The organism is Plantactinospora sp. CA-294935 (assembly GCF_050936445.1).
GTDB lineage: Bacteria > Actinomycetota > Actinomycetes > Mycobacteriales > Micromonosporaceae > Plantactinospora.
In genome coordinates this window covers 7,513,499-7,531,380 of sequence record NZ_JBNJMU010000001.1, presented here as the reverse complement: position 1 = coordinate 7,531,380, position 17,882 = coordinate 7,513,499, and the positions used below count along the sequence as shown (strand labels likewise).

16 protein-coding genes are annotated in these 17,882 nt (G+C 71.5%); 6 read left to right on the top strand and 10 right to left on the bottom strand.

Annotated features, from left to right (window positions below):
• Positions 1–269: 269 nt before the first annotated feature.
• On the top strand, positions 270–1,121 hold the full coding sequence (locus ACQEVC_RS32940; protein ID WP_432885495.1) for an alpha/beta fold hydrolase: 852 nt from the start codon (positions 270–272) through the stop codon (positions 1,119–1,121).
• Between the two features lie 194 nt (positions 1,122–1,315).
• On the opposite strand, the gene ACQEVC_RS32935 is transcribed toward ACQEVC_RS32940, so the two are convergent.
• The 4 genes from ACQEVC_RS32935 to ACQEVC_RS32920 form a co-directional block, all read right to left on the bottom strand.
• Positions 1,316–1,543 (bottom strand): ferredoxin, encoded by a 228-nt coding sequence (locus tag ACQEVC_RS32935; protein ID WP_346257448.1) that lies wholly within the window; start codon positions 1,541–1,543, stop codon positions 1,316–1,318.
• On the bottom strand, positions 1,540–2,745 hold the full coding sequence (locus ACQEVC_RS32930) for a cytochrome P450 (RefSeq protein ID WP_432885491.1): 1,206 nt from the start codon (positions 2,743–2,745) through the stop codon (positions 1,540–1,542). The genes ACQEVC_RS32935 and ACQEVC_RS32930 overlap by 4 nt, the downstream gene beginning before the upstream one ends.
• Positions 2,746–2,955: 210 nt before the next feature.
• Positions 2,956–3,600 carry a LuxR C-terminal-related transcriptional regulator gene (locus ACQEVC_RS32925; protein WP_432885488.1) on the bottom strand — a complete coding sequence of 215 codons (645 nt, stop codon included), beginning with the start codon at positions 3,598–3,600 and terminating at the stop codon, positions 2,956–2,958.
• Positions 3,552–4,853: a sensor histidine kinase gene (locus ACQEVC_RS32920; protein WP_432885485.1), complete on the bottom strand. Its 1,302-nt coding sequence runs from the start codon at positions 4,851–4,853 to the stop codon at positions 3,552–3,554. The genes ACQEVC_RS32925 and ACQEVC_RS32920 overlap by 49 nt, the downstream gene beginning before the upstream one ends.
• 296 nt (positions 4,854–5,149) lie before the next feature.
• Here ACQEVC_RS32920 and ACQEVC_RS32915 point away from each other — a divergent pair, with 296 nt between their 5' ends.
• Positions 5,150–7,261, top strand: coding sequence for an MMPL family transporter (locus ACQEVC_RS32915; RefSeq protein WP_432885482.1), 2,112 nt, complete (start codon positions 5,150–5,152; stop codon positions 7,259–7,261).
• A 64-nt stretch (positions 7,262–7,325) separates the two neighbouring features.
• Here the strand turns inward: ACQEVC_RS32915 and ACQEVC_RS32910 are convergent, their stop codons facing one another.
• From ACQEVC_RS32910 to ACQEVC_RS32890, 5 genes are all read right to left on the bottom strand, one after another.
• Positions 7,326–8,150: an RNA methyltransferase gene (locus tag ACQEVC_RS32910; protein ID WP_432891839.1), complete on the bottom strand. Its 825-nt coding sequence runs from the start codon at positions 8,148–8,150 to the stop codon at positions 7,326–7,328.
• A 213-nt stretch (positions 8,151–8,363) separates the two neighbouring features.
• A complete protein-coding gene (locus ACQEVC_RS32905) occupies positions 8,364–9,263 on the bottom strand; it encodes a carbohydrate ABC transporter permease (protein WP_432885479.1) in 900 nt (299 codons plus the stop codon).
• Positions 9,260–10,225: a carbohydrate ABC transporter permease gene (locus ACQEVC_RS32900; RefSeq protein ID WP_432885476.1), complete on the bottom strand. Its 966-nt coding sequence runs from the start codon at positions 10,223–10,225 to the stop codon at positions 9,260–9,262. The genes ACQEVC_RS32905 and ACQEVC_RS32900 overlap by 4 nt, the downstream gene beginning before the upstream one ends.
• Before the next feature lie 54 nt (positions 10,226–10,279).
• Positions 10,280–11,569 carry an ABC transporter substrate-binding protein gene (locus ACQEVC_RS32895; protein ID WP_432885473.1) on the bottom strand — a complete coding sequence of 430 codons (1,290 nt, stop codon included), beginning with the start codon at positions 11,567–11,569 and terminating at the stop codon, positions 10,280–10,282.
• A gap of 494 nt (positions 11,570–12,063) precedes the next feature.
• On the bottom strand, positions 12,064–12,456 hold the full coding sequence (locus tag ACQEVC_RS32890; RefSeq protein ID WP_432885470.1) for a DUF1992 domain-containing protein: 393 nt from the start codon (positions 12,454–12,456) through the stop codon (positions 12,064–12,066).
• Between the two features lie 206 nt (positions 12,457–12,662).
• Here ACQEVC_RS32890 and ACQEVC_RS32885 point away from each other — a divergent pair, with 206 nt between their 5' ends.
• From ACQEVC_RS32885 to ACQEVC_RS32875, 3 genes are all read left to right on the top strand, one after another.
• Positions 12,663–13,859 (top strand): metallophosphoesterase, encoded by a 1,197-nt coding sequence (locus tag ACQEVC_RS32885; protein WP_432885467.1) that lies wholly within the window; start codon positions 12,663–12,665, stop codon positions 13,857–13,859.
• 84 nt (positions 13,860–13,943) lie between these two features.
• Complete coding sequence (locus ACQEVC_RS32880) at positions 13,944–14,321, top strand: VOC family protein (protein WP_432885465.1); 378 nt, start codon at positions 13,944–13,946, stop codon at positions 14,319–14,321.
• A 107-nt stretch (positions 14,322–14,428) separates the two neighbouring features.
• On the top strand, positions 14,429–15,904 hold the full coding sequence (locus ACQEVC_RS32875) for a hypothetical protein (protein ID WP_432885462.1): 1,476 nt from the start codon (positions 14,429–14,431) through the stop codon (positions 15,902–15,904).
• Positions 15,905–16,061: 157 nt separating this feature from the next.
• On the opposite strand, the gene ACQEVC_RS32870 is transcribed toward ACQEVC_RS32875, so the two are convergent.
• Complete coding sequence (locus ACQEVC_RS32870; RefSeq protein WP_432885459.1) at positions 16,062–16,769, bottom strand: GntR family transcriptional regulator; 708 nt, start codon at positions 16,767–16,769, stop codon at positions 16,062–16,064.
• Between the two features lie 149 nt (positions 16,770–16,918).
• Here ACQEVC_RS32870 and ACQEVC_RS32865 point away from each other — a divergent pair, with 149 nt between their 5' ends.
• A complete protein-coding gene (locus ACQEVC_RS32865) occupies positions 16,919–17,680 on the top strand; it encodes a LamB/YcsF family protein (protein WP_432885456.1) in 762 nt (253 codons plus the stop codon).
• Positions 17,681–17,882: the final 202 nt, after the last annotated feature.

Genomic DNA, 17,882 nt, shown 5'->3' with positions numbered 1-17,882 from the left:
GGGCCCGCCGGGCCCACCATCGAATATCGCCGCCCGGCGGCTGACGGCGCAGTGGGCGAATATCGCCATCCCACCGGTGTGGCGAGGGTGGACTCGATAGGCTGGCCGAGGCCGGCAAATTCGACAATTAGCGCAATTGTTGCCAGGGCGCGGCGTTTCACCGAGACATGGCGGCTCGCCGCATCGCGGCGCCGGCTCGCCGCGGTCGTGCTGCCGGCCGACGCGACCGCCGCGCCCGGCGGGCGAACACGGGGGAAGGGAAGAGTCGGGTGCCCTATCTGACTGTCGGCGTGGAGAACTCCGCGCCCATCGATCTGCATTACGAGGATCATGGCGCCGGGCAGCCGGTGGTGCTCATCCACGGCTTTCCGCTCAGCGGGGCGGCCTGGGAGAAACAGATCAACCCGCTGCTCAACGCCGGCTATCGGACGATCACCTACGACCGTCGGGGGTTCGGCACGTCGAGCCAGCCGGCGGTGGGATACGACTACGACACCTTCGCCGCCGACCTCAGCATCCTGATGAACGAGCTGGACCTCACCGACGCGATACTGGTCGGCCACTCGATGGGCACCGGCGAGGTGGCGCGCTACATCTCGAACTACGGCTCCGCCCGGGTGAACCGGGCCGTCTTCGTCTCGCCGATCCCGCCGTTCCTGCTCAAGACGGAGGACAACCCGGAAGGTATCGACCAGAGCCTCTTCGACGGCTTCATGCAGAGTGTGATCACCGACCGGGCCAAGTACCAGAGCTCGTTCCTGAACGACTTCTACAACCTCGACGAGAACCTCGGTAAGCGGGTCAGCGAGGAGGTGGTCCGGATGAACTGGAACGTGGCGGTGAGCGCCTCGCCGATCGGCACGCTGGCCTCCATTCCCGCCTGGCTCACCGACTTCCGCCAGGACCTGCCCCGGATCGACGTACCGGCGTTGATCATCCAGGGCGACGCGGACCGGGTACTGCCCTATCCGGTGACCGGGCAGCGGATGCACGCGGCGATGCCGAACAGCCAGCTTGTCACCCTGAAGGGTGCACCGCACGGCATTCCGTGGACCCATGCCGACGAGATCAACCAGGCGTTGCTCGACTTCATCAGGACCCCCGTCGACGCGCTCCTCTGAGCAGGTCCGTCCCGGGGCGGGCTGTCGTCCGGGCCGACCCCACCGTCCGGCGCCGCGCGGCGCCGGACGGTGCGTGCCACGACCTGGGCGTCTCCGCGACCTTCCCGACCAGCTCGGCGGCCCGGTCGAGGCAGGCCGCGACGAGCGTCGAGGGTCGAGGGCCGTCGGGCGTCAGGACTCGCCGCGGCCGGCCGTCACGGCTCGGGGGCGATGAGCCGTTGGTCGCTCGCGTCCCGTACCAGGATCGCCTCGACCGGGCAGGACTCGGCCGCGTCGACCACCGGGTCGGCCGGGTCGACGGTCTCGGCCAGCGGGGTCGAGAACCCGTCGACGAGCCGGAAGTGCCCGGGCGCCATGCCGGCACAGATCCCCGAGCCGATGCAGCGGTGCGGGTCGACGCTGACCCGCCAGGCGGTGCTCACCAGGTCACCGGCAGCGCGAGCGGTCCGCGTACCAGCAGGCCGCTCTTCCACGGCACCTCCGACTCCGGCACCGCCAGCCGCAGGCCGGGCAGGCGGCCGATCAGGGTGCCGATCGCCACCTGCAACTCCATCCGGGCGAGCTGCGCGCCGACGCAGTGGTGCACGCCGTGGCCGAAGCCGACGTGCGGATTCACCTCCCGGCCCAGGTCGAGCCGGTCCGGGTCGGCGAAGACGGTGGCGTCCCGGTTGGCCGAGCCGACCGCCGGGAGTACCGGCTCACCGGCCCGGACGAGTACGCCGCCGAGTTCGATGTCCTCGGTCGCGTACCGGGGGAAGGCGGCCGCCGCGCCGAGGGGCACGTAGCGCATCAGCTCCTCGACGGCGCTCGGGATCAGCGCGGGATCCGAGCGCAGCCGGGCCAGCTCCGACGGGTTCTCCAACAGTACGTAGACGAAGTTCGGGATCTGGGTCACGGTCGTCTCGTGCCCGGCCGCGAGCAGGCCGGCGGCGAGCTGCACCAGCTCCTGTTCGGTGAGCCGGTCCTCGTTCTCGTCCCGGGCCCGGACCATCGCGCCGAGCAGGTCGTCGATCGGCTCCCGGCGGCGGACCGCGACCAGCTCCCCGATGTAGCCCCAGAGGCTGTCCAGGTATTCCTGGATCTGCTCCGGGCTCAGCGAGGTGGTCGAGACGATCGCCTCCGACCAGGTGTGGAACCTGTCCCGGTCGGCGAACGGGACGCCGAGCAGCTCGCAGATGACCTGGATCGGCAGCGGGGTGGCGAAGTGCTCGACCAGGTCGACCGGGGGACCGGCCTTGACCATCTCGTCGACCAGGCCGTCGGCGATCTCCTCGGCACGGGTCCGGAGCAGTTCCACCCGGCGCGCGGTGAACGCCTTCGCCACCAGCCGGCGCAGCCGGGTGTGGTCGGGCGGGTCCATCCCGAGCATGCCCAGCTCCGGTTGCCGGGGCATGGTCCGGGGCTGGTCGCGCCCGACCCCCGCGGCGCGGCTGAACCGGGCGTCGCCGAGCACGGTCCGGACGTCGGAGTAGCGGGTGGCGAGCCAGGCCTCCTCGCCGAACGGCAGCCGCACCCGGATCAGCGGCTCGTCGCGGCGCAGTCGGGCGTAGAGCGGGTCGAGGTTGAGCCGGTCGGGGGCGGCGAACGGGTACGGGCGGGCGGTCGCCCGCCGGCTGTCCGTCATCTCGGGTCCCTCCGTCGAGCGGGCGCGGTCGGCGCGACGGTTGGTGACGATCGGCTTGACCCGTGGTGATCAGTACGATCGGACCATTGGCGCCGGGTAAGGCACTGATGGCGGATAGTAGCGAATTACACTGATCAATTCCATTGGTCACATTGGACGATCGTCCACCCGGTTCCGTCCGCCGGCCCGTGCCGGACCGCCGCTGACCCGTCAGGCGTTCAGGTACGCCAACACGGCCAGCACCCGCCGGTTGTCGTCCTCCGACGGCGGCATGCCCAGCTTGCTGAAGATGCTGTTGATGTGCTTGCTGACCGCCTTCTCGGTGACGAAGAGCCGGCCCGCGATCGCCGCGTTGGAGCGCCCCTCCGCCATCAGGCCGAGCACCTCCCGCTCCCGGGCGGTGAGCGCGTGCAGCGGCTCGGCGCCGGAGCGGTTGGCCAGCAGCTCGGCGATCACCTCCGGGTCCATCACCGTGCCGCCGGTGGCCACCCGCCGCACCGCGTCGACGAACTGGCCCACGTTGGAGACCCGGTCCTTGAGCAGGTAGCCGATCGCACCGGTCCGGTCGGCCAGGAGTTCCCGGGCGTAGAGCTGCTCGACGTGCTGGGAGAGCACCAGGACCGGCAGGCCCGGGATCCGGGTACGCGCCTCGATCGCCGCCTGGAGCCCCTCGTCGGTGAAGGTCGGCGGCAGCCGTACGTCGACCACCGCCACGTCGGGGCGGTGGTCGAGCAGCGCCGGCAGCAGCGCCGGTCCGTTGTCGACCGCGGCGACGACCTCGAAGTCGAACGCCTGGAGCAGCCGGGTCAAGCCGTCTCTGAGCAGGGCGAGGTCTTCGGCGATGACAACTCGCACGGCAGCTCCATGGTCACGGTCGTGGGCCCGCCGGGCGGGCTGGCCACGAACATCGTGCCATCAAAGGCGGCGAGGCGTCGTTCGATCCCCCGCAGGCCCGTGCCCCCGACCGGGTCGGCCCCGCCGACGCCGTCGTCGCCGACCGCCATGACCAGCCGACCGTCCCCGTGCCGCAGCCGGAGCCAGGCGCTGCGCGCGGCGCTGTGCTTGGCGACGTTGGCCAGCAGTTCGGCCGCGGTGAAGTAGACCGCCGACTCGACCGGGGCCAGCGGCCGGCCCGGCAGTTCGACGTCGACCTCGACCGGCAGCGGCAGCTTCAGCGCGAGCGCCCGGAGCGCACCGGCCAGCCCGCGTTCGGCGAGTACCGGCGGATGGATGCCCCGGACCAGGTCCCGCAGCTCGCCCAGGGCCTGCCCGCTGGCCTCCCGGGCCTCGGCCATCAGCCGCTGGGCCGCCTCCGGATCCCGGCGCATCAGCTCCTCGGCGAGCCCGATGCTCATGCTCAGCGCCACCAGCCGGGCCTGGGCCCCGTCGTGCAGGTCCCGCTCGATCCGGCGCAGCTCGGCGGCCTGCGCGTCGACGGCCTGCGAGCGGGTCTCGGTGAGCTGCCGGACCCGCCGGTGCAGCGCTGCCGTCGGGGTCGGTGCCAGCAGCGCCCGGGTGAAGCCGGCATGCATCCGGTGGATCAGGTCGCCGACGTAGACGCCGAAGAGCAGGATCAGGGCACCCTGCGGTGCCCCCAGCAGCGCCTTGCCGAGGGTGTCGGCCGGCCAGACCGCGCCGTAGCCGTACCAGACGTCGAGGGCCCAGAGCAGCACCGGCACCCCGAGCAGCCCCTCCAGGCCGTAGACCACCAGGCAGACCGGCAGCAGCCCGAGTACCAGCCCGACGGGTATCGACGCCAGCAGCCAGAGCAGGTCCCGCCAGGTGGCCGGATCGGTCACCACCCACCGGTACCGGGCCCAGACGGTCATCCGCTCCGGCGGCGGCCGGTACGGGCTCGGCACCTCCCGGCCGGTCCACCGCCCCGCGATCCGGCGGTTGAGGTCGGCGAGATCGCGTACCGCGGCGGTCACCGCCGGAAAGGCGAGGAAGCCCGCACCGAGCACGGTGAAGGCGAGGGAGAGCACCGAGAGCACCAGCAGGGCGATGTTGGCGCCCACCGAGAGCACGGCCAGCAGCAGCGCCTGGCCGGCCTGGATGAGCCGGCGCCGGAGCCCCGGTGGTAGCCGGGTGGTGGTCGCGGGGTCCATGGGCCCATTCTGGTCGACCCGTCCGACTCCGATCTGTGGTGCTACGACCACCGTCGTTCGGGACGTGTCACCCCTGCCGCCCGCCCCGCCAGCCCGTTGGATCGATGGCATGACCGGTCCGGGCCGGATGCCCGCCACGGCAAGCCGGTCGAACCAGCAGCCCTACCAGGTTCCGGGAGGAACATGCCATGGCCAGGCACCGATTGAACCTTTTCCAACCTGAACCGCGCGGCGCTCGCGCCCCGGGTACGACCTCGCGGTCCACCGGACCGCAAGGGGCGGTTGGCAAGGGTTCGTTGGCCGGCGTCGTCGCCGGTCGGCGCGCCAAGTTCGCGATGCTGGCCCTCTGGGTGGTCGTCGCCGCGGTCGTCGGCCCGCTCGCGCTGAAGCTCACCGAGGTACAGCAAAACGACAATCTCGGCGCGCTGCCCGGCGGCGCCGAGGCGAGCCGGGCGGCCGCGCGGGCCGAGGCCGCGTTCCCCGGACCGGACGCCCTGGTCGCGGTCGCCGTGTACGCCCGGGACACCGGCCTCACCGAGGCCGACCGGGCCAGGGTCGCGGCCGACCGGGCGACCTTCGCCCGGTACGCGGTCGACGGGATCGTCCCGCCCGAACTGCCCAGCGACGACGGCCGGGCGCTGCTGCTCTCCTTTCCGCTCGCCGGCACCGACGAGGCGCAGTCGACGGCGGTCGGTGAGATCCGGCAGCGGCTGGGCGACGGCGGGCCGGACGGCCTGCGTACCGCGCTGACCGGGTCGGCCGGGGCCGAGGACGACCTCTTCGACGCGTTCGGCGGGATGGACAGCACGCTGCTGTTCGCCACGATCGGCGCGGTGGCGCTGCTGCTGCTGGTCACCTACCGGAGTCCGGTGCTCTGGTTGATCCCGCTGCTCACCGCCGGGCTGGCCAGTCAGGTGGCCAGCGCGGTGGTCTACCTGCTCGCCGAGTACGGCGGGCTCACCGTCGACTTCCAGAGCCAGAACATCCTGACCGTGCTGGTCCTCGGCGTCGGGGTGGACTACGCGCTGCTGATCGTGGCCCGCTACCGCGAGGAGTTGCGCCGGCACGAGGACCGGCACGAGGCGATGGCGCTGGCGCTGCGCCGCTCCTTCCCGGCGATGTGCGCCTCGGCCGCCACCGTCGGCGCCGGGCTGCTCTGCCTGCTCGCCGCCGAGTTGCCGTCGACCCGGGGTCTCGGCCCGGTCGGCGCGGTCGGCATCGCCGCCACCCTGGTCGCGATGTCCACCCTGCTGCCGGCGGTGCTGGTGCTCTTCGGCCGCTGGGTGTTCTGGCCGTTCGTGCCGCGCTACACCGCCGGGCTGGCCGGGCACGACGTCGCCGAGGACCACCGTGGCTGGGCCCGGGTGGCCCGGTTCGTCGGCCGCCGGCCCAGGACCACCTGGATCGGCAGCACGCTCGCGCTCGGGGTACTCGTGCTCGGGATCGGCAACCTCAGCATCGGCCTGCCCGGTGACGAGTTCTTCACCCGGGAGGTCGGTTCGGTCACCGGTCAACGGATGGTCGAGGCGCACTGGCCGGCCGGCCAGCTCGCGCCGGCGGAGATCGTGGCCGGTGCGGGCAGCGCCGGCCAGGTGGCCCAGGTGGCCCGGGGCGTCGACGGAATCGCCGAGGTCGGCCCGGCGGAGCGCTCCGCCGACGGCCGGTGGGTACGGATTCCGGCGGTACTGGTCGACGACCCGGGCACCGAGGGGGCGAAGGAGAGCGTCGACCGGCTGCGTACCGCGCTGCGGGCGGTGCCCGGCGCCGACGCGCTGGTCGGCGGCGAGACCGCGTACCAGTTGGACACCGACCGGGTCACCGCCCGGGACGACCGGGTGGTGATGCCACTGATCCTGCTCGTCGTCTTCCTCGTGCTGGTGGTGCTGCTCCGGGCTCTGGTCGCGCCCCTGCTGCTGATGGCCAGCGTGGTGCTGTCGTACGTCGCCGCGCTGGGTGCGGCCGGGCTGATCCTCGACGCGCTGGGCCACCCGAGGCTCTGGGTGGCGCTGCCGTTGCAGACGTTCCTGTTCCTGGTCGCGCTGGGCGTGGACTACACCATCTTCCTGATGACCCGGGCCCGGGAGGAGGTCGCCGTGCTGGGGCACCGGCGGGGCGTACTGCACGCGCTGACGGTCACCGGGGGTGTGATCACCAGCGCCGGGGTGGTGCTGGCGACCACCTTCGCCGCGTTGAGTGTGATGCCGCTGGTGCCGTCGGTGCAGACCGGGGTGATCGTCGCGGTCGGCGTACTCATCGACACGTTCCTGGTGCGCAGCCTGCTGATTCCGGCGCTGGCGCTCTCGGTCGGACCCGCCACCTGGTGGCCGGGCCGGCTGTCCCGGCGCGCGGCGCCGCCGGCCGCGCCGACACCGGTCGATCCGGTCCCGGCGGCCGTGGTGTCGCGCTGACCGGTGCTGCCGCCGACTGCCGGCGTCGCCCGGCCGACCCCCTCCGGCACGGGGGGGAGGGAGGTCAACCGGGCGGCGCCGGTCGGGCACGGCGCTGCCGGGCCGCTTCGTAGAGCGCGACGGTGCCGGCGGTCGCGGCGTTCAGCGAACTCGCCGAACCGGCGATCGGGATCCGGAGCATCCGGTCGCAGGACTGCCGCCAGGCGGCACTGAGCCCGGAGGTCTCGTTGCCGACCAGCAGCACGGTGGGGCCGGTGAGGTCGTGCTCGGCGATCTCCACCTCGCCGGCCTCGTCGGTGCCGAGGACCTGCACCGGCAGCCCGCGCCCGCGCAGCGACGTCACCCAGTCGAGCACGTCGCGGTGCGACCCGGTACGGACCACCGGGATCGCGAAGAGCGAGCCGGTGCTGGCCCGGACCGCCCTCGGGTCGTACGGGTCGGCGGCGTGCCCGACCACCACCAGCCCGGCGGCGCCGAACGCGTCGGCGGAGCGGACCAGCGTGCCGATGTTGCCCGGTGCGGTGGGCCGGTCGAAGACCACCACCAGCGCGTCCGGCCCGGTCGGGATCCGGTCCAGCCGGTCCGCCGGCAGACCCACCACGGCAACCAGTTCGGGCTGGTCCTCGTCCTTGCCGCCGAGTTCCCGCAGCAGGTCGGGGGCGACCGCGACCCGGCTGCCGGTGGTCTGGTCGAGCAGGTCCCGGGCCCACCGGGACAGCGGCACCCCGTCCGGGTGCAGCAGGGCGTGCACCGGCCAGCCCTGCCGTACCGCCAGGCTGATCGGCCGGACACCCTGCACCAGGAACTCGCCGGCCCGCTGCCGCTTCGTCCGGTTGGTCAACAGAGCCGACCACTGCTGGAAGCTGGCGTTGCGGGTGGTGACCCGCAGCGTCCTCGCCGCCCGCGCCGGCTCGGTCGGGCCGGTCCGGCCGGAGAAGTTGGTTTGGTCGGGGGAGTTGGTCCGCGCGGAGGTCCCGGGCCGGCCGGCCGGGCTCCGGCCGACGCCGTCTGCACGCACCGGACGACGATACCGCCGGCCGGTCGCGGGCCTACGACGGCAGTACCGCGACCAGCGTGTCGTGTCCGGTGGGCCGTGGCTCGGTCACTTGGTCGCGCCGCTGGTGAACCCGTTGTAGATGAAGCGCTGGAGCAGCAGGAAGACGATCAGCGTCGGGACGATGACCAGGATGACCCCGGCCGAGATGACCTCCCACTGCGCCCCGAACGGTCCCTTGAACCGGAACAGCGAGGTGGAGATGACCCCGAGGTCCCGGTCCGGCATGTAGAGGAACGGGATGTAGAACTCGTTGTACATGGTGATCCCCTTGATGATCACGACGGTTGCGATCGCCGGCTTCAACAGGGGAAGGATGATCCGGAAATAGATCGTGAGGTGGCTGGCGCCCTCGATCGCGGCGGACTCGTCCAGGTCCCGGGGAATGCCCCGGAGGAACTGCTGGAAGATGTAGATCGAGATGATGTCGGTGCCGAGGAAGAGCACGATCGCCGACCACCTGGTGTTGAACAGGCCGAGATTCTCCACCACCTGGAAGGTCGCCACCTGGGTGGTCACCCCGGGCACCAGGGTGGCCAGCAGGAACAGCAGGATGATGGTCCGGCGGAACCGGAACTCGAACCGGTCCAGGGCGTACGCCGCCATCGAGCCGATCAGCACGGTACCGGCCAGCGACACGGCCAGGATGATCGACGTGTTGACGAAGGCCCGCAGCATGCCGCCCTGGGTGAACGCCGTGACGTAGTTGTCGAGGTTGAACCAGTTCCCCGGCGGGTCGAACGGCGCGCCGTTGATGAACTCCTCGTTGGTCTTCAACGAGGCCATCAGCAGCACCAGCAGCGGCGCCAGCACGACGAGGGAGGCGACGACGAGGGAGGCGTACTTGAGGGTCAGCGCGATCCGGGCGCCGAGCGTACCCGGGCCGGTGGCGGCCCGGGCCCGTCGCCGCGGTGGTGTGTCGGGGGAGCGGAGGGCGGGCAGGCTCACGACAGGTCCACCTTCTCCTCGGGCACCACCCGGCGCTGGATCCAGGTGAGCAGCAGGATGATCAGGAGGAGTACGACGGCCATCGCCGAGGCCAGCCCGACCTTGTAGTACTTGAACGCCATGTCGACGGTCTGGATCACGAACGTCTCGCTGCCGTTCGCTCCGCCGGTCATGATGTACGGGATCTCGAAGACCGACAGCGATCCCGAGACCGCCAGGATGAACGACAGTCCGACGATCGGCCGGATGCCGGGCAGGATCAGGTAGCGGAACTGGTGCCAGCGGTTCGCCCCGTCCATCTCGGCCGCCTCGTAGAGCTGGGCCGGGATCGACCCGATGGCGCCGAGGAAGAGTACGAAGTTCAGCCCCAGGTAGCGCCAGATCGACGTACCGGCGAGCGAGTAGTTGATCACGTCTGGGTCGCCGAGCCACTGCTCCGACAGGTCGCCGAGCCCGAAGACCCGCAGGGCCGAGTCGAGGGTGCCGCCGGGCTGGAAGAAGTAGAGGAAGACCATCGCGATGGCGACGCCGTTGATCAGGTACGGGAAGAAGATGATGCCCTTGAAGAGGTTGCGGAACCTGACGTTGAAGCTGAGCACGGTGGCGAAGTAGAGCGCCAGCGCGATCTGCAGCACCGACGCGCCGACGTAGTAGAGGCTGACCCGGAGCACCTCGAAGAGTTCGGGGCGGGTCGCGATCTCGACGTAGTTGTCGACGCCCACGAACTCCTTGCTCGGGCTCAGGCCGTTCCACGAGGTGACGCTGTAGCCGAACATGTTGAGCACCGGGACGTAGGTGAAGACCGCGAGCAGCGCCACCGGCACGAGCAGGAAGAGGTACGGGGTGAGGGTCTTCCGCCGGCGCGGCACCGGACGGCGCGGGCCGGTGGGTCCGAGCCGCTGCCGCAGCAGTGCGCCGGTCGACCCGGAGAACCGACTCGCGGTGTTCGGCGGAGTTGCCATCCAGGGACACAAACCTTCCGGGTCGGACCGGGCCGTTCGTCGTCGTGCCGGCCGCTACCCGACCTTCGACCTCGTCTCCGCCCACTTCCCGTTCAGGTCGGCGAAGATCTGATCCTTGGTCTCGTTCTTCGCGCCGCGCGCCGCGTCCACGATCCGCTGCCGGTACGTGCCGTCGAAGAGCGCGACCTCGGCGGCGTTGCCGATCTTCTCGGCCAGCCCCTCCTCGCCCTTCGGCGCCGGGTTGAACTCGATGAACTCCGTGCCGGCGGCGGTCAGGTCGGCCAGGGTGCCCGGCATCGCCTGGTCGATCACCGGTGAGACCCCGCCCTGGTCGACGGCGTAGTTCGACTCGTCGGCGAACCAGTCGACCCAGGCGCGGGCGGTCGCCTTGTTCTTCGAGTTGACGTTGATGGCGTTCTTGTAGTCGCCGCCGATGACACTGTGGAACTTGCCGTCGACCTGGGTCGGGAACGGCAGGTAGCCGATGTCCGCCTTGTCGGTGGCGACGCCCTGCATCTGCACGATGGACCAGGAGCCCAGCATCATCGTGCCGACCTTGCCGGTGCCGAGCATGCCCTTGGACTGCTCCCAGTTGGTGGTCGTCGGGTCCGGCTCGGTCAGCCCGCGCTGTACGGCGTCGAAGAGCAGCGAGTCCATGATGTGGTGTTCCTTGCCGGGCGCCCACGGGGCGTCGTCCTTGGCCAGCTTGATCGCCGCGTCCGGGTCGCCGCTGATCCCGCCGCGGTTGCCCTCCCACTGGCCCAGCGGCCACTTGTCCTTGTAGTTGGTGTAGAGCGGGATCGCGTCGGTCTTCTCCTTGATCGCGGCCAGCGCGCCGAGGAACTCCTCCGGGGTCTTCGGCGGCGCGGTGACGCCCGCCTGCTGCCACACCTTCTTGTTGTAGACGAAGCCCTGCGCGTTGCCAGTGATGGCGAGGCCGTAGACCCTGTCCTCGAAGCGCTGCTCGGTGCGGACGAAGCGGTATTTCTTCTCCAGCTCGGCCACCGTGCCGAGCGGCTCGAAGAAGGTCGGCAGCAGGTCGGCGGTGACCGAGTTGGGGATGAGGAGCACGTCGCCGTACTCCTTGGTGTTCATCCGGATCCGGACCTCGCCCTCGTAGTCCGTGATCGCCTCGAACTTGACCGTGGTGCCGGGGTACTTCGCCTCGAACTTCTTCTTGTAGTCCTGGAAGACGGTGTCGACGATGTCGATGCGCTGGGTCAGCACCGTGATCTCGCCGGTGACGGCGCCGTCGCTGCCGCCCTCGTCGTCGCCTCCGCCGCACCCCGTCACCACGGCCAGCACGAGCGCGAGGGCGGCACCGGCGACTCCGTACTTTCTCATATGCGCGTCCCACCTTTCGGTGTCCACATTGACATTGCACGGCGTAGTGGCGCGCCCCGGGGAGGGTGGGATAGGCGTCGCGACTTGCAGGGAACGTACACGCGGGTTACAGCCCTGTCAACGACGTGACAACGCCTTAGGGGAGCTGAACTGCAAAGTGGATAAAACGGTTCATGCAGCGCCTCCGTGTATGCCGTGTGACCAGCGAGGGAGACCCGGAAAGCCGGATCCACGATACACACGGGATACACGGAGGCTCGCCGTGAACCGGGTTATGACCCGGCCGCTGGCTCGCCTCGCTGGACGATCCCGATAGAGCGGTGCAGATACCCGGACTCAGCGACGGCCGACGCAATGTCTTTACCCGTTGGTCGGGTCGACAAGGCGACCGTAGGGATAGCTAATGTGGCGGTATCGGCACCGATGGGTCCCAGGCGGAAGTGACGTCGAATGGTCCGTCGAATTGTCCGCCGGGTCCCGATGTCGGCAGGGGGTCAGCCGCTGACGCCCCGCTGCCGGCGCCAGGTCTCGACGACCCGCTCGACGTCGAAGGTCGGCAGCACCACCGGCGGTCCGTCGACCAGGCCGCGCCGGGCCAGCACGATCCGTTCGTTGAGCGCGGTCACGATCGCCCGGACCGCCGGCTCCGACGACTCCCGGGCCAGCCGCTCCGGCAACTGCTCCGCCTCCCTGCGGATCCGCAGCGAGGCCGGCCCGATGTCGGTCAGGTTCTCCCGGCGTACCCAGTCCCGGATCCACCAGTTTTCGTCGTATGTGCCGCCGTGTCCCGGTAGCGGCTTGCCGGCCCCGGGGAGGTTGTCGAACTCGCCGCGCTCCTGGGCCTCGCGGATCTGACGTTCGACCCGGGACTCGGGTCTGCTCGACATCGATCGTCCTCCCGTCCCGCCCCGTCGGCCTGGGCATATGTCCCCGCACCAATCCTAGGCCGGCCCGGCGGAACACCCCTTTGCTGTGGGCGGGCTCAGCAACGTGGTCGATGCGGCGCCGCCCGTGTCATGCTGCACCCACCCGGGGCGGCGACGTCGTCGGCGTACCCGGGGTTCCCGCCGACCGAGCTGAGGAGTTCCCCGCTGTGTCAGCCAGCGAAGCGGCACCCGCGGCACCCGCGGTACCGGTCGCACCCGCCCGGCGGTTGCTGCGACCACTGTTGTTCGGCCTGACCCTGACCGCCGTCCTGGCGCTGCTGTTCGGGGTGCCCTGGTGGACGCTGCTCGCCGCCGGCGCGCACTGGCCCACCCCGCTCTTCGCCGCCGGCACGGCGTTGTTCGCCGTGGCCCTCGCCGCGTTTCCGGTGCTGATGTACCTCGGGCACGGCCGGGGGCGGGACTGGGCGGCCCGGACCGGCGACACCCTGCTCGGCGTGGTCTGGGTGCTCTTCGTCTGGGCGGCGCTCGGCAACCTGCTGCGGGCCGGGCTGGCGGTCGGCGGCGTCGCCGACCCGGGCCGGTCCCGGATCACCGCCGCCGCGGTCGCGGTCGTCTCGGTGGTGCTGCTCGCCTGGGGGTACGTCGAGGCCATGCGGCTGCCCCGGGTCCGCCGCGTGGAGGTGCCGATCGGTCGACTCGGCCCGGGGCTGGACGGTCTCCGGATCGTCCTGCTGACCGACACCCACTACGGGCCGATCGACCGGGCCGGCTGGTCGGCGCGGGTGGTCGCCGCCGTCAACGACCTCGACGCCGACATCGTCTGCCACACCGGTGACATCGCCGACGGCACCGTCGCGCAGCGCCGGGCCCAGGCCGCGCCGCTCGGGCGGGTGCGCGCCCGGCTGGCCCGGACGTACGTGACCGGGAACCACGAGTACTTCGGCGAGGCGCAGGGCTGGCTCGACCACATGCGGGACCTCGGGTGGGAGCCGCTGCACAACCGGCACCTCGTGGTCGAGCGGAACGGTTCCCGGCTGGTGGTGGCCGGGGTGGACGACGCGACCGCCGGCTCCTCCGGACGCCCCGGACACCGTCCCGACCACGCCGCCGCGCTGGCCGGGGCCGACCCGGACCTGCCGGTGGTGCTCCTCGCCCACCAGCCGAAGCAGGTCGGCGCGGCGGTCGCGCACGGCGTCGACCTGCAACTGTCCGGACACACCCACGGCGGGCAGATCTGGCCGTTCCACCTCCTGGTCCGGCTCGACCAGCCGACCGTGCGGGGGCTGACCCGACACGGCGACCGGACCCGGCTCTACACCAGTCGCGGCACCGGCTTCTGGGGGCCACCGCTGCGGATCTTCGCACCGAGCGAGATCACCCTGCTGACGCTGCGCCGCCCGTGAGCCGCCCGGTCGCCCCGGTATGACGCGCGACACTTCGGGGTAGGAGTCACACCGACGGATCTCGACCATTCCGGAGGTGGCCCGGTGACCAGTCGCATCGCCCAGTGGACCCTCGACGTGCGCGACGTCGACCTGATGGCCCGGTTCTGGTCCGAGGTGCTGGGCTACCGGATCGAGCCACGGGACGACGGCAGCGCGAAGCTGTGGCCTCCGGACGAGGCGCCGATCACGGCACCGAGCATCTGGCTGCAACCCACGGCGCCGGAGAAGGTCGGCAAGAACCGGCTGCACGTGGACCTCGGGATGGACCGGGGCGACCCGGCTGCGGAGGTCGAACGGTTGGTTACTCTCGGTGCGAGGCGGGTGGACGTGGGGCAGCGCGGGACCGAGCCGTTCGTCGTACTGGCCGATCCGGAGGGAAACGAGTTCTGCCTGCTCGACCGCCCGACCCGCCGCGCCTGACCCGGGCGTCCGGCGGGTGGTGGTCGAATTGCCCAGAGATTGATGCTGGTGTATTTTCCCTGGCAGGATCCGACCGGATTTGGGCGGACCCGGCAGAGGGAGCGCGCATGTCCGTATTCGGCACATCCACCCTACGGCGGGGACTCTGCGTGTTCGCACTGGCGGCGATCTGTGCCTGGAGCGCCGCGCCGCAGGGGTCGGCCGCCGCGACCGCTCCGTCGTTGCCGGCCGCCTCCGATCACGCGCTGTACGCGACGCTGCTGCCCGCCGCGGGGGAGGTCGAGACACCGCAACTCGCCGTCCGGTGGCCGGGGCGGCCCGGTGCGGCGTTGAGTGTCTCCCGGGGCAACGCCGGGCGGTACACCCCGCTGGTGGCCGACCGGGTGCTCGACACCGGCGCGAACCTGGTCGCGCTGCCGCTGCCCGCCGGGGCGGCCGGCACGATCCGACTGCTGATCCGGGACGTCACCGGAAGGGTGCTGCACCGCTCGACCCGGGACCTCGGCGTACTGCGGCAGACCTCCGCGTTCGGCTGGCCGGCCGGCGAGACCCGGGCGGCTGCCGCCCCCGGCCTGTACGCGGGCGGCAACTTCACCCAGGCCGGCGGCGCCGCGGTCGACCGCCTCGCCACCTGGAACGGCTCCGCCTGGTCGAGGCTGGGCGCCGGGCCGGACGGCTCGGTCACCGCACTGGTCGTCTACGACGGCGACCTGATCGCCGGCGGCAGCTTCCTCACCGCCGGCGGGGTACGGGTGAACGGCATCGCACGCTGGGACGGCACCACCTGGTCGCCGTTGACCGGCTCGTCCGGTACCGGGGTGATGACCACCTCGCTCGACTTCGTCGACGCGCTGACCGTCTTCGACGGGGACCTGATCGTCGGTGGGCAGTTCCTCCGGGCCGGCGGGGTGGCGGTCAACCACATCGCCCGGTGGGACGGCGCCGAGTGGTGGCCACTGGCCGGGTCCGGCGGCACCGGGGTGGACGTACCCTCGGTCTGGGACCTGACCGTGCACGACGGCGCGTTGATCGTCGGCGGCGGGTTCAGCCAGGCCGGCGGCACCGCGGCCAACCGGATCGCCCGGTGGACCGGCAGTGCGTGGTCGACGCTCGGCACCGGCTTCAACGGCGACGTGCTGGCGCTGGCCGTCTTCGACGGCGCGTTGGTCGCCACGGGTGGGTTCACCCAGGCCGGCGGCACCGCCGCCGGCTATGTGGCCGAATGGACCGACGGCGGGTGGGCCGCCCTCGGAGCAGGGCTGAACGCCGAGGGGCGGGCCCTCACCGTCTTCGGCGCGGCGCTGGTCGTCGGCGGCACGTTCACCCAGGCGGGCGGGGCGGCGGCGAACTACCTGGCCCGGTGGGACGGCTCCGGGTGGTCCGCGCTGGGCGGTGGCACCGAGGACATCGTGCTGGCCCTCTCCGTCCACGATGGCCGCCTGATCGCCGGGGGTTTCTTCACCCGGGCCGGCGGGGTCGCGGTGAACCACGTCGCGGGCTGGAACGGCAGCGCGTGGTCCGCCCTCGGCGGGACGGCCGGAGTCGGCACCGACGCCGGGGTGTACGCGCTGCACACCGTCTGACCGCCTTCCCCGGCCACGCCGACGCAGCGGTTCCACCCGCGCGGGCGTCGTGGTCCGACGGTGAGGCCACGGAGTCATCCTGATGGCTCCGTGGCCTCGCGCTCATCGGGCATCCGCCCGCGCCAGGACAACGGTGGCCGAGGCGGGGACCCTGGCCTCAGCGGCGTGCGGCCACGCTCTCCGGCACTCCGTCGGCGTACGCGTCGACGAGCTGCCGCTCGGCGGTGCGCAGGTAGTCGTCGAGCGCGGCGTGCGCCCGTTCCACCTCGCCGCCGCGGATCAGCTCCAGCAACTCCCGGTGCCGTTCCAGATAGGGCTGGTGGAAGGTCTGCGGCGCGGCCATCACATGGAACGCCAGCCGGATCTCGGCCAGCGCCTGCCGCATGATCTCCTCGATCCGGGGACTGCCGGTCAGGCCGGCGATGGCCTGGTGGAACTGCATGTTGGCGGTGCCGACGTCGAACCACCGCTGCTGCGCCGCCGCCTGCTCGCCCTCGACCAGCGCGGCCTCCAGCGCCTCCATCGCCTCGGTGGAGCTGTTGCCGGCGTTGCTGATGGCCGCGCACTCCAGCACCCGGCGGACCCGGTAGATGTCGACCACGTCCTGCACGTCGAGCACCCGGACGAAGACGCCCCGGTTGAGTTCGTGCACGACGAGCCGTTCGTGCATCAGCAGTCGGAACGACTCCCGCAGCGTGTTGCGGGAGACCCCGAGCGCCGCCCCGATCATCTCCTCGGAGAGCCGGGTGCCCGGCAGCAGGGCCCCTTCGGTGATCCGCGCCCGCAGTATCTCCGCCACCCGCTGCGCGGTGCTCGCCCGGGTGATCAGAGAGCGGTCGTCCTGGAGCTTCGCCAGCCACGTCACGCGGTCATTGTCCTTCATGCCGTCGGGCCCACAATCGAGAGAAGGTCCATGATACGACGAGGTTACAAGTCAACATGACCATTGACGGATTGTTCAACAGTCTGCCAATCTGAACTCACGGCGTTCACCACAGTCCCCCAGGAGGTGCGATGTCGGTCATCCTCGATCTGAACAGTGACCTCGGCGAAGGCTTCGGGGTCTGGCAGCTGGGCGACGACATGGCACTGCTCTCCGTCGTGACCAGCGCGAACGTCGCCTGCGGCTTCCACGGCGGCGATCCGACGATCATGCGCCGGGTCTGCGCCGAGGCGATCAGCCGGGACGTCTCCATCGGCGCCCACGTCGGCTACCGGGACCTGGCCGGCTTCGGCCGCCGGGCCATCGACATCGAGCCCGACCGGCTCTCCGACGACGTGCTCTACCAGCTCGCCGCGCTGGACGGGATCGCCCGTAGCGAGGGCGGCCGGGTCCGGTACGTCAAGCCGCACGGCGGGCTCTACAACCGCACCGTGACCGACCAGGCGCAGGCCGCCGCGGTGGTCACCGCCGTCTCCGCGTACGACCCGAGTCTGCCGATCCTCGGCCTGCCCGGCTCGCAACTGCTGCGCCAGGCCGACGAGGTGGGGCTGAAGACCGTCCGGGAGGCGTTCGCCGACCGTGGCTACCAGGCCGACGGCAGCCTGGCGAAACGCGGCAGTCCAGGGGCGCTGGTCACCGATCCGGACGCGGTCGCCCGGCGCTGCGTCAAGATGGCCACCACCGGGCAGGTGACCGCCGTCGACGGCGCTCCGGTGTCGGTACGCGCCCGCTCGATCTGCGTGCACGGCGACACCCCGGGGGCGGTCGAACTGGCCCGCCGGGTGCGCACCGCGTTGCAGGAGGCGGGCGTCAGCCTCGCCTCGTTCGTCTGACCTTCCGGGATCCACCAGCACGACCGCTGGATCGGTGACCGTCGGCCCGGCTGCCACCCGGCCGACGGTCACCGGCTCCCGCACCTCAACGGCTGCCGCCCGATGCCGCGGGTGGCCGCCTCAACCAAGTGATGCGCCGGCTCCACCTTCCGGTTGGCCTTCCAGATCCGGAACCGGCGCGGCTATCGAGGAAAGGTCGAAG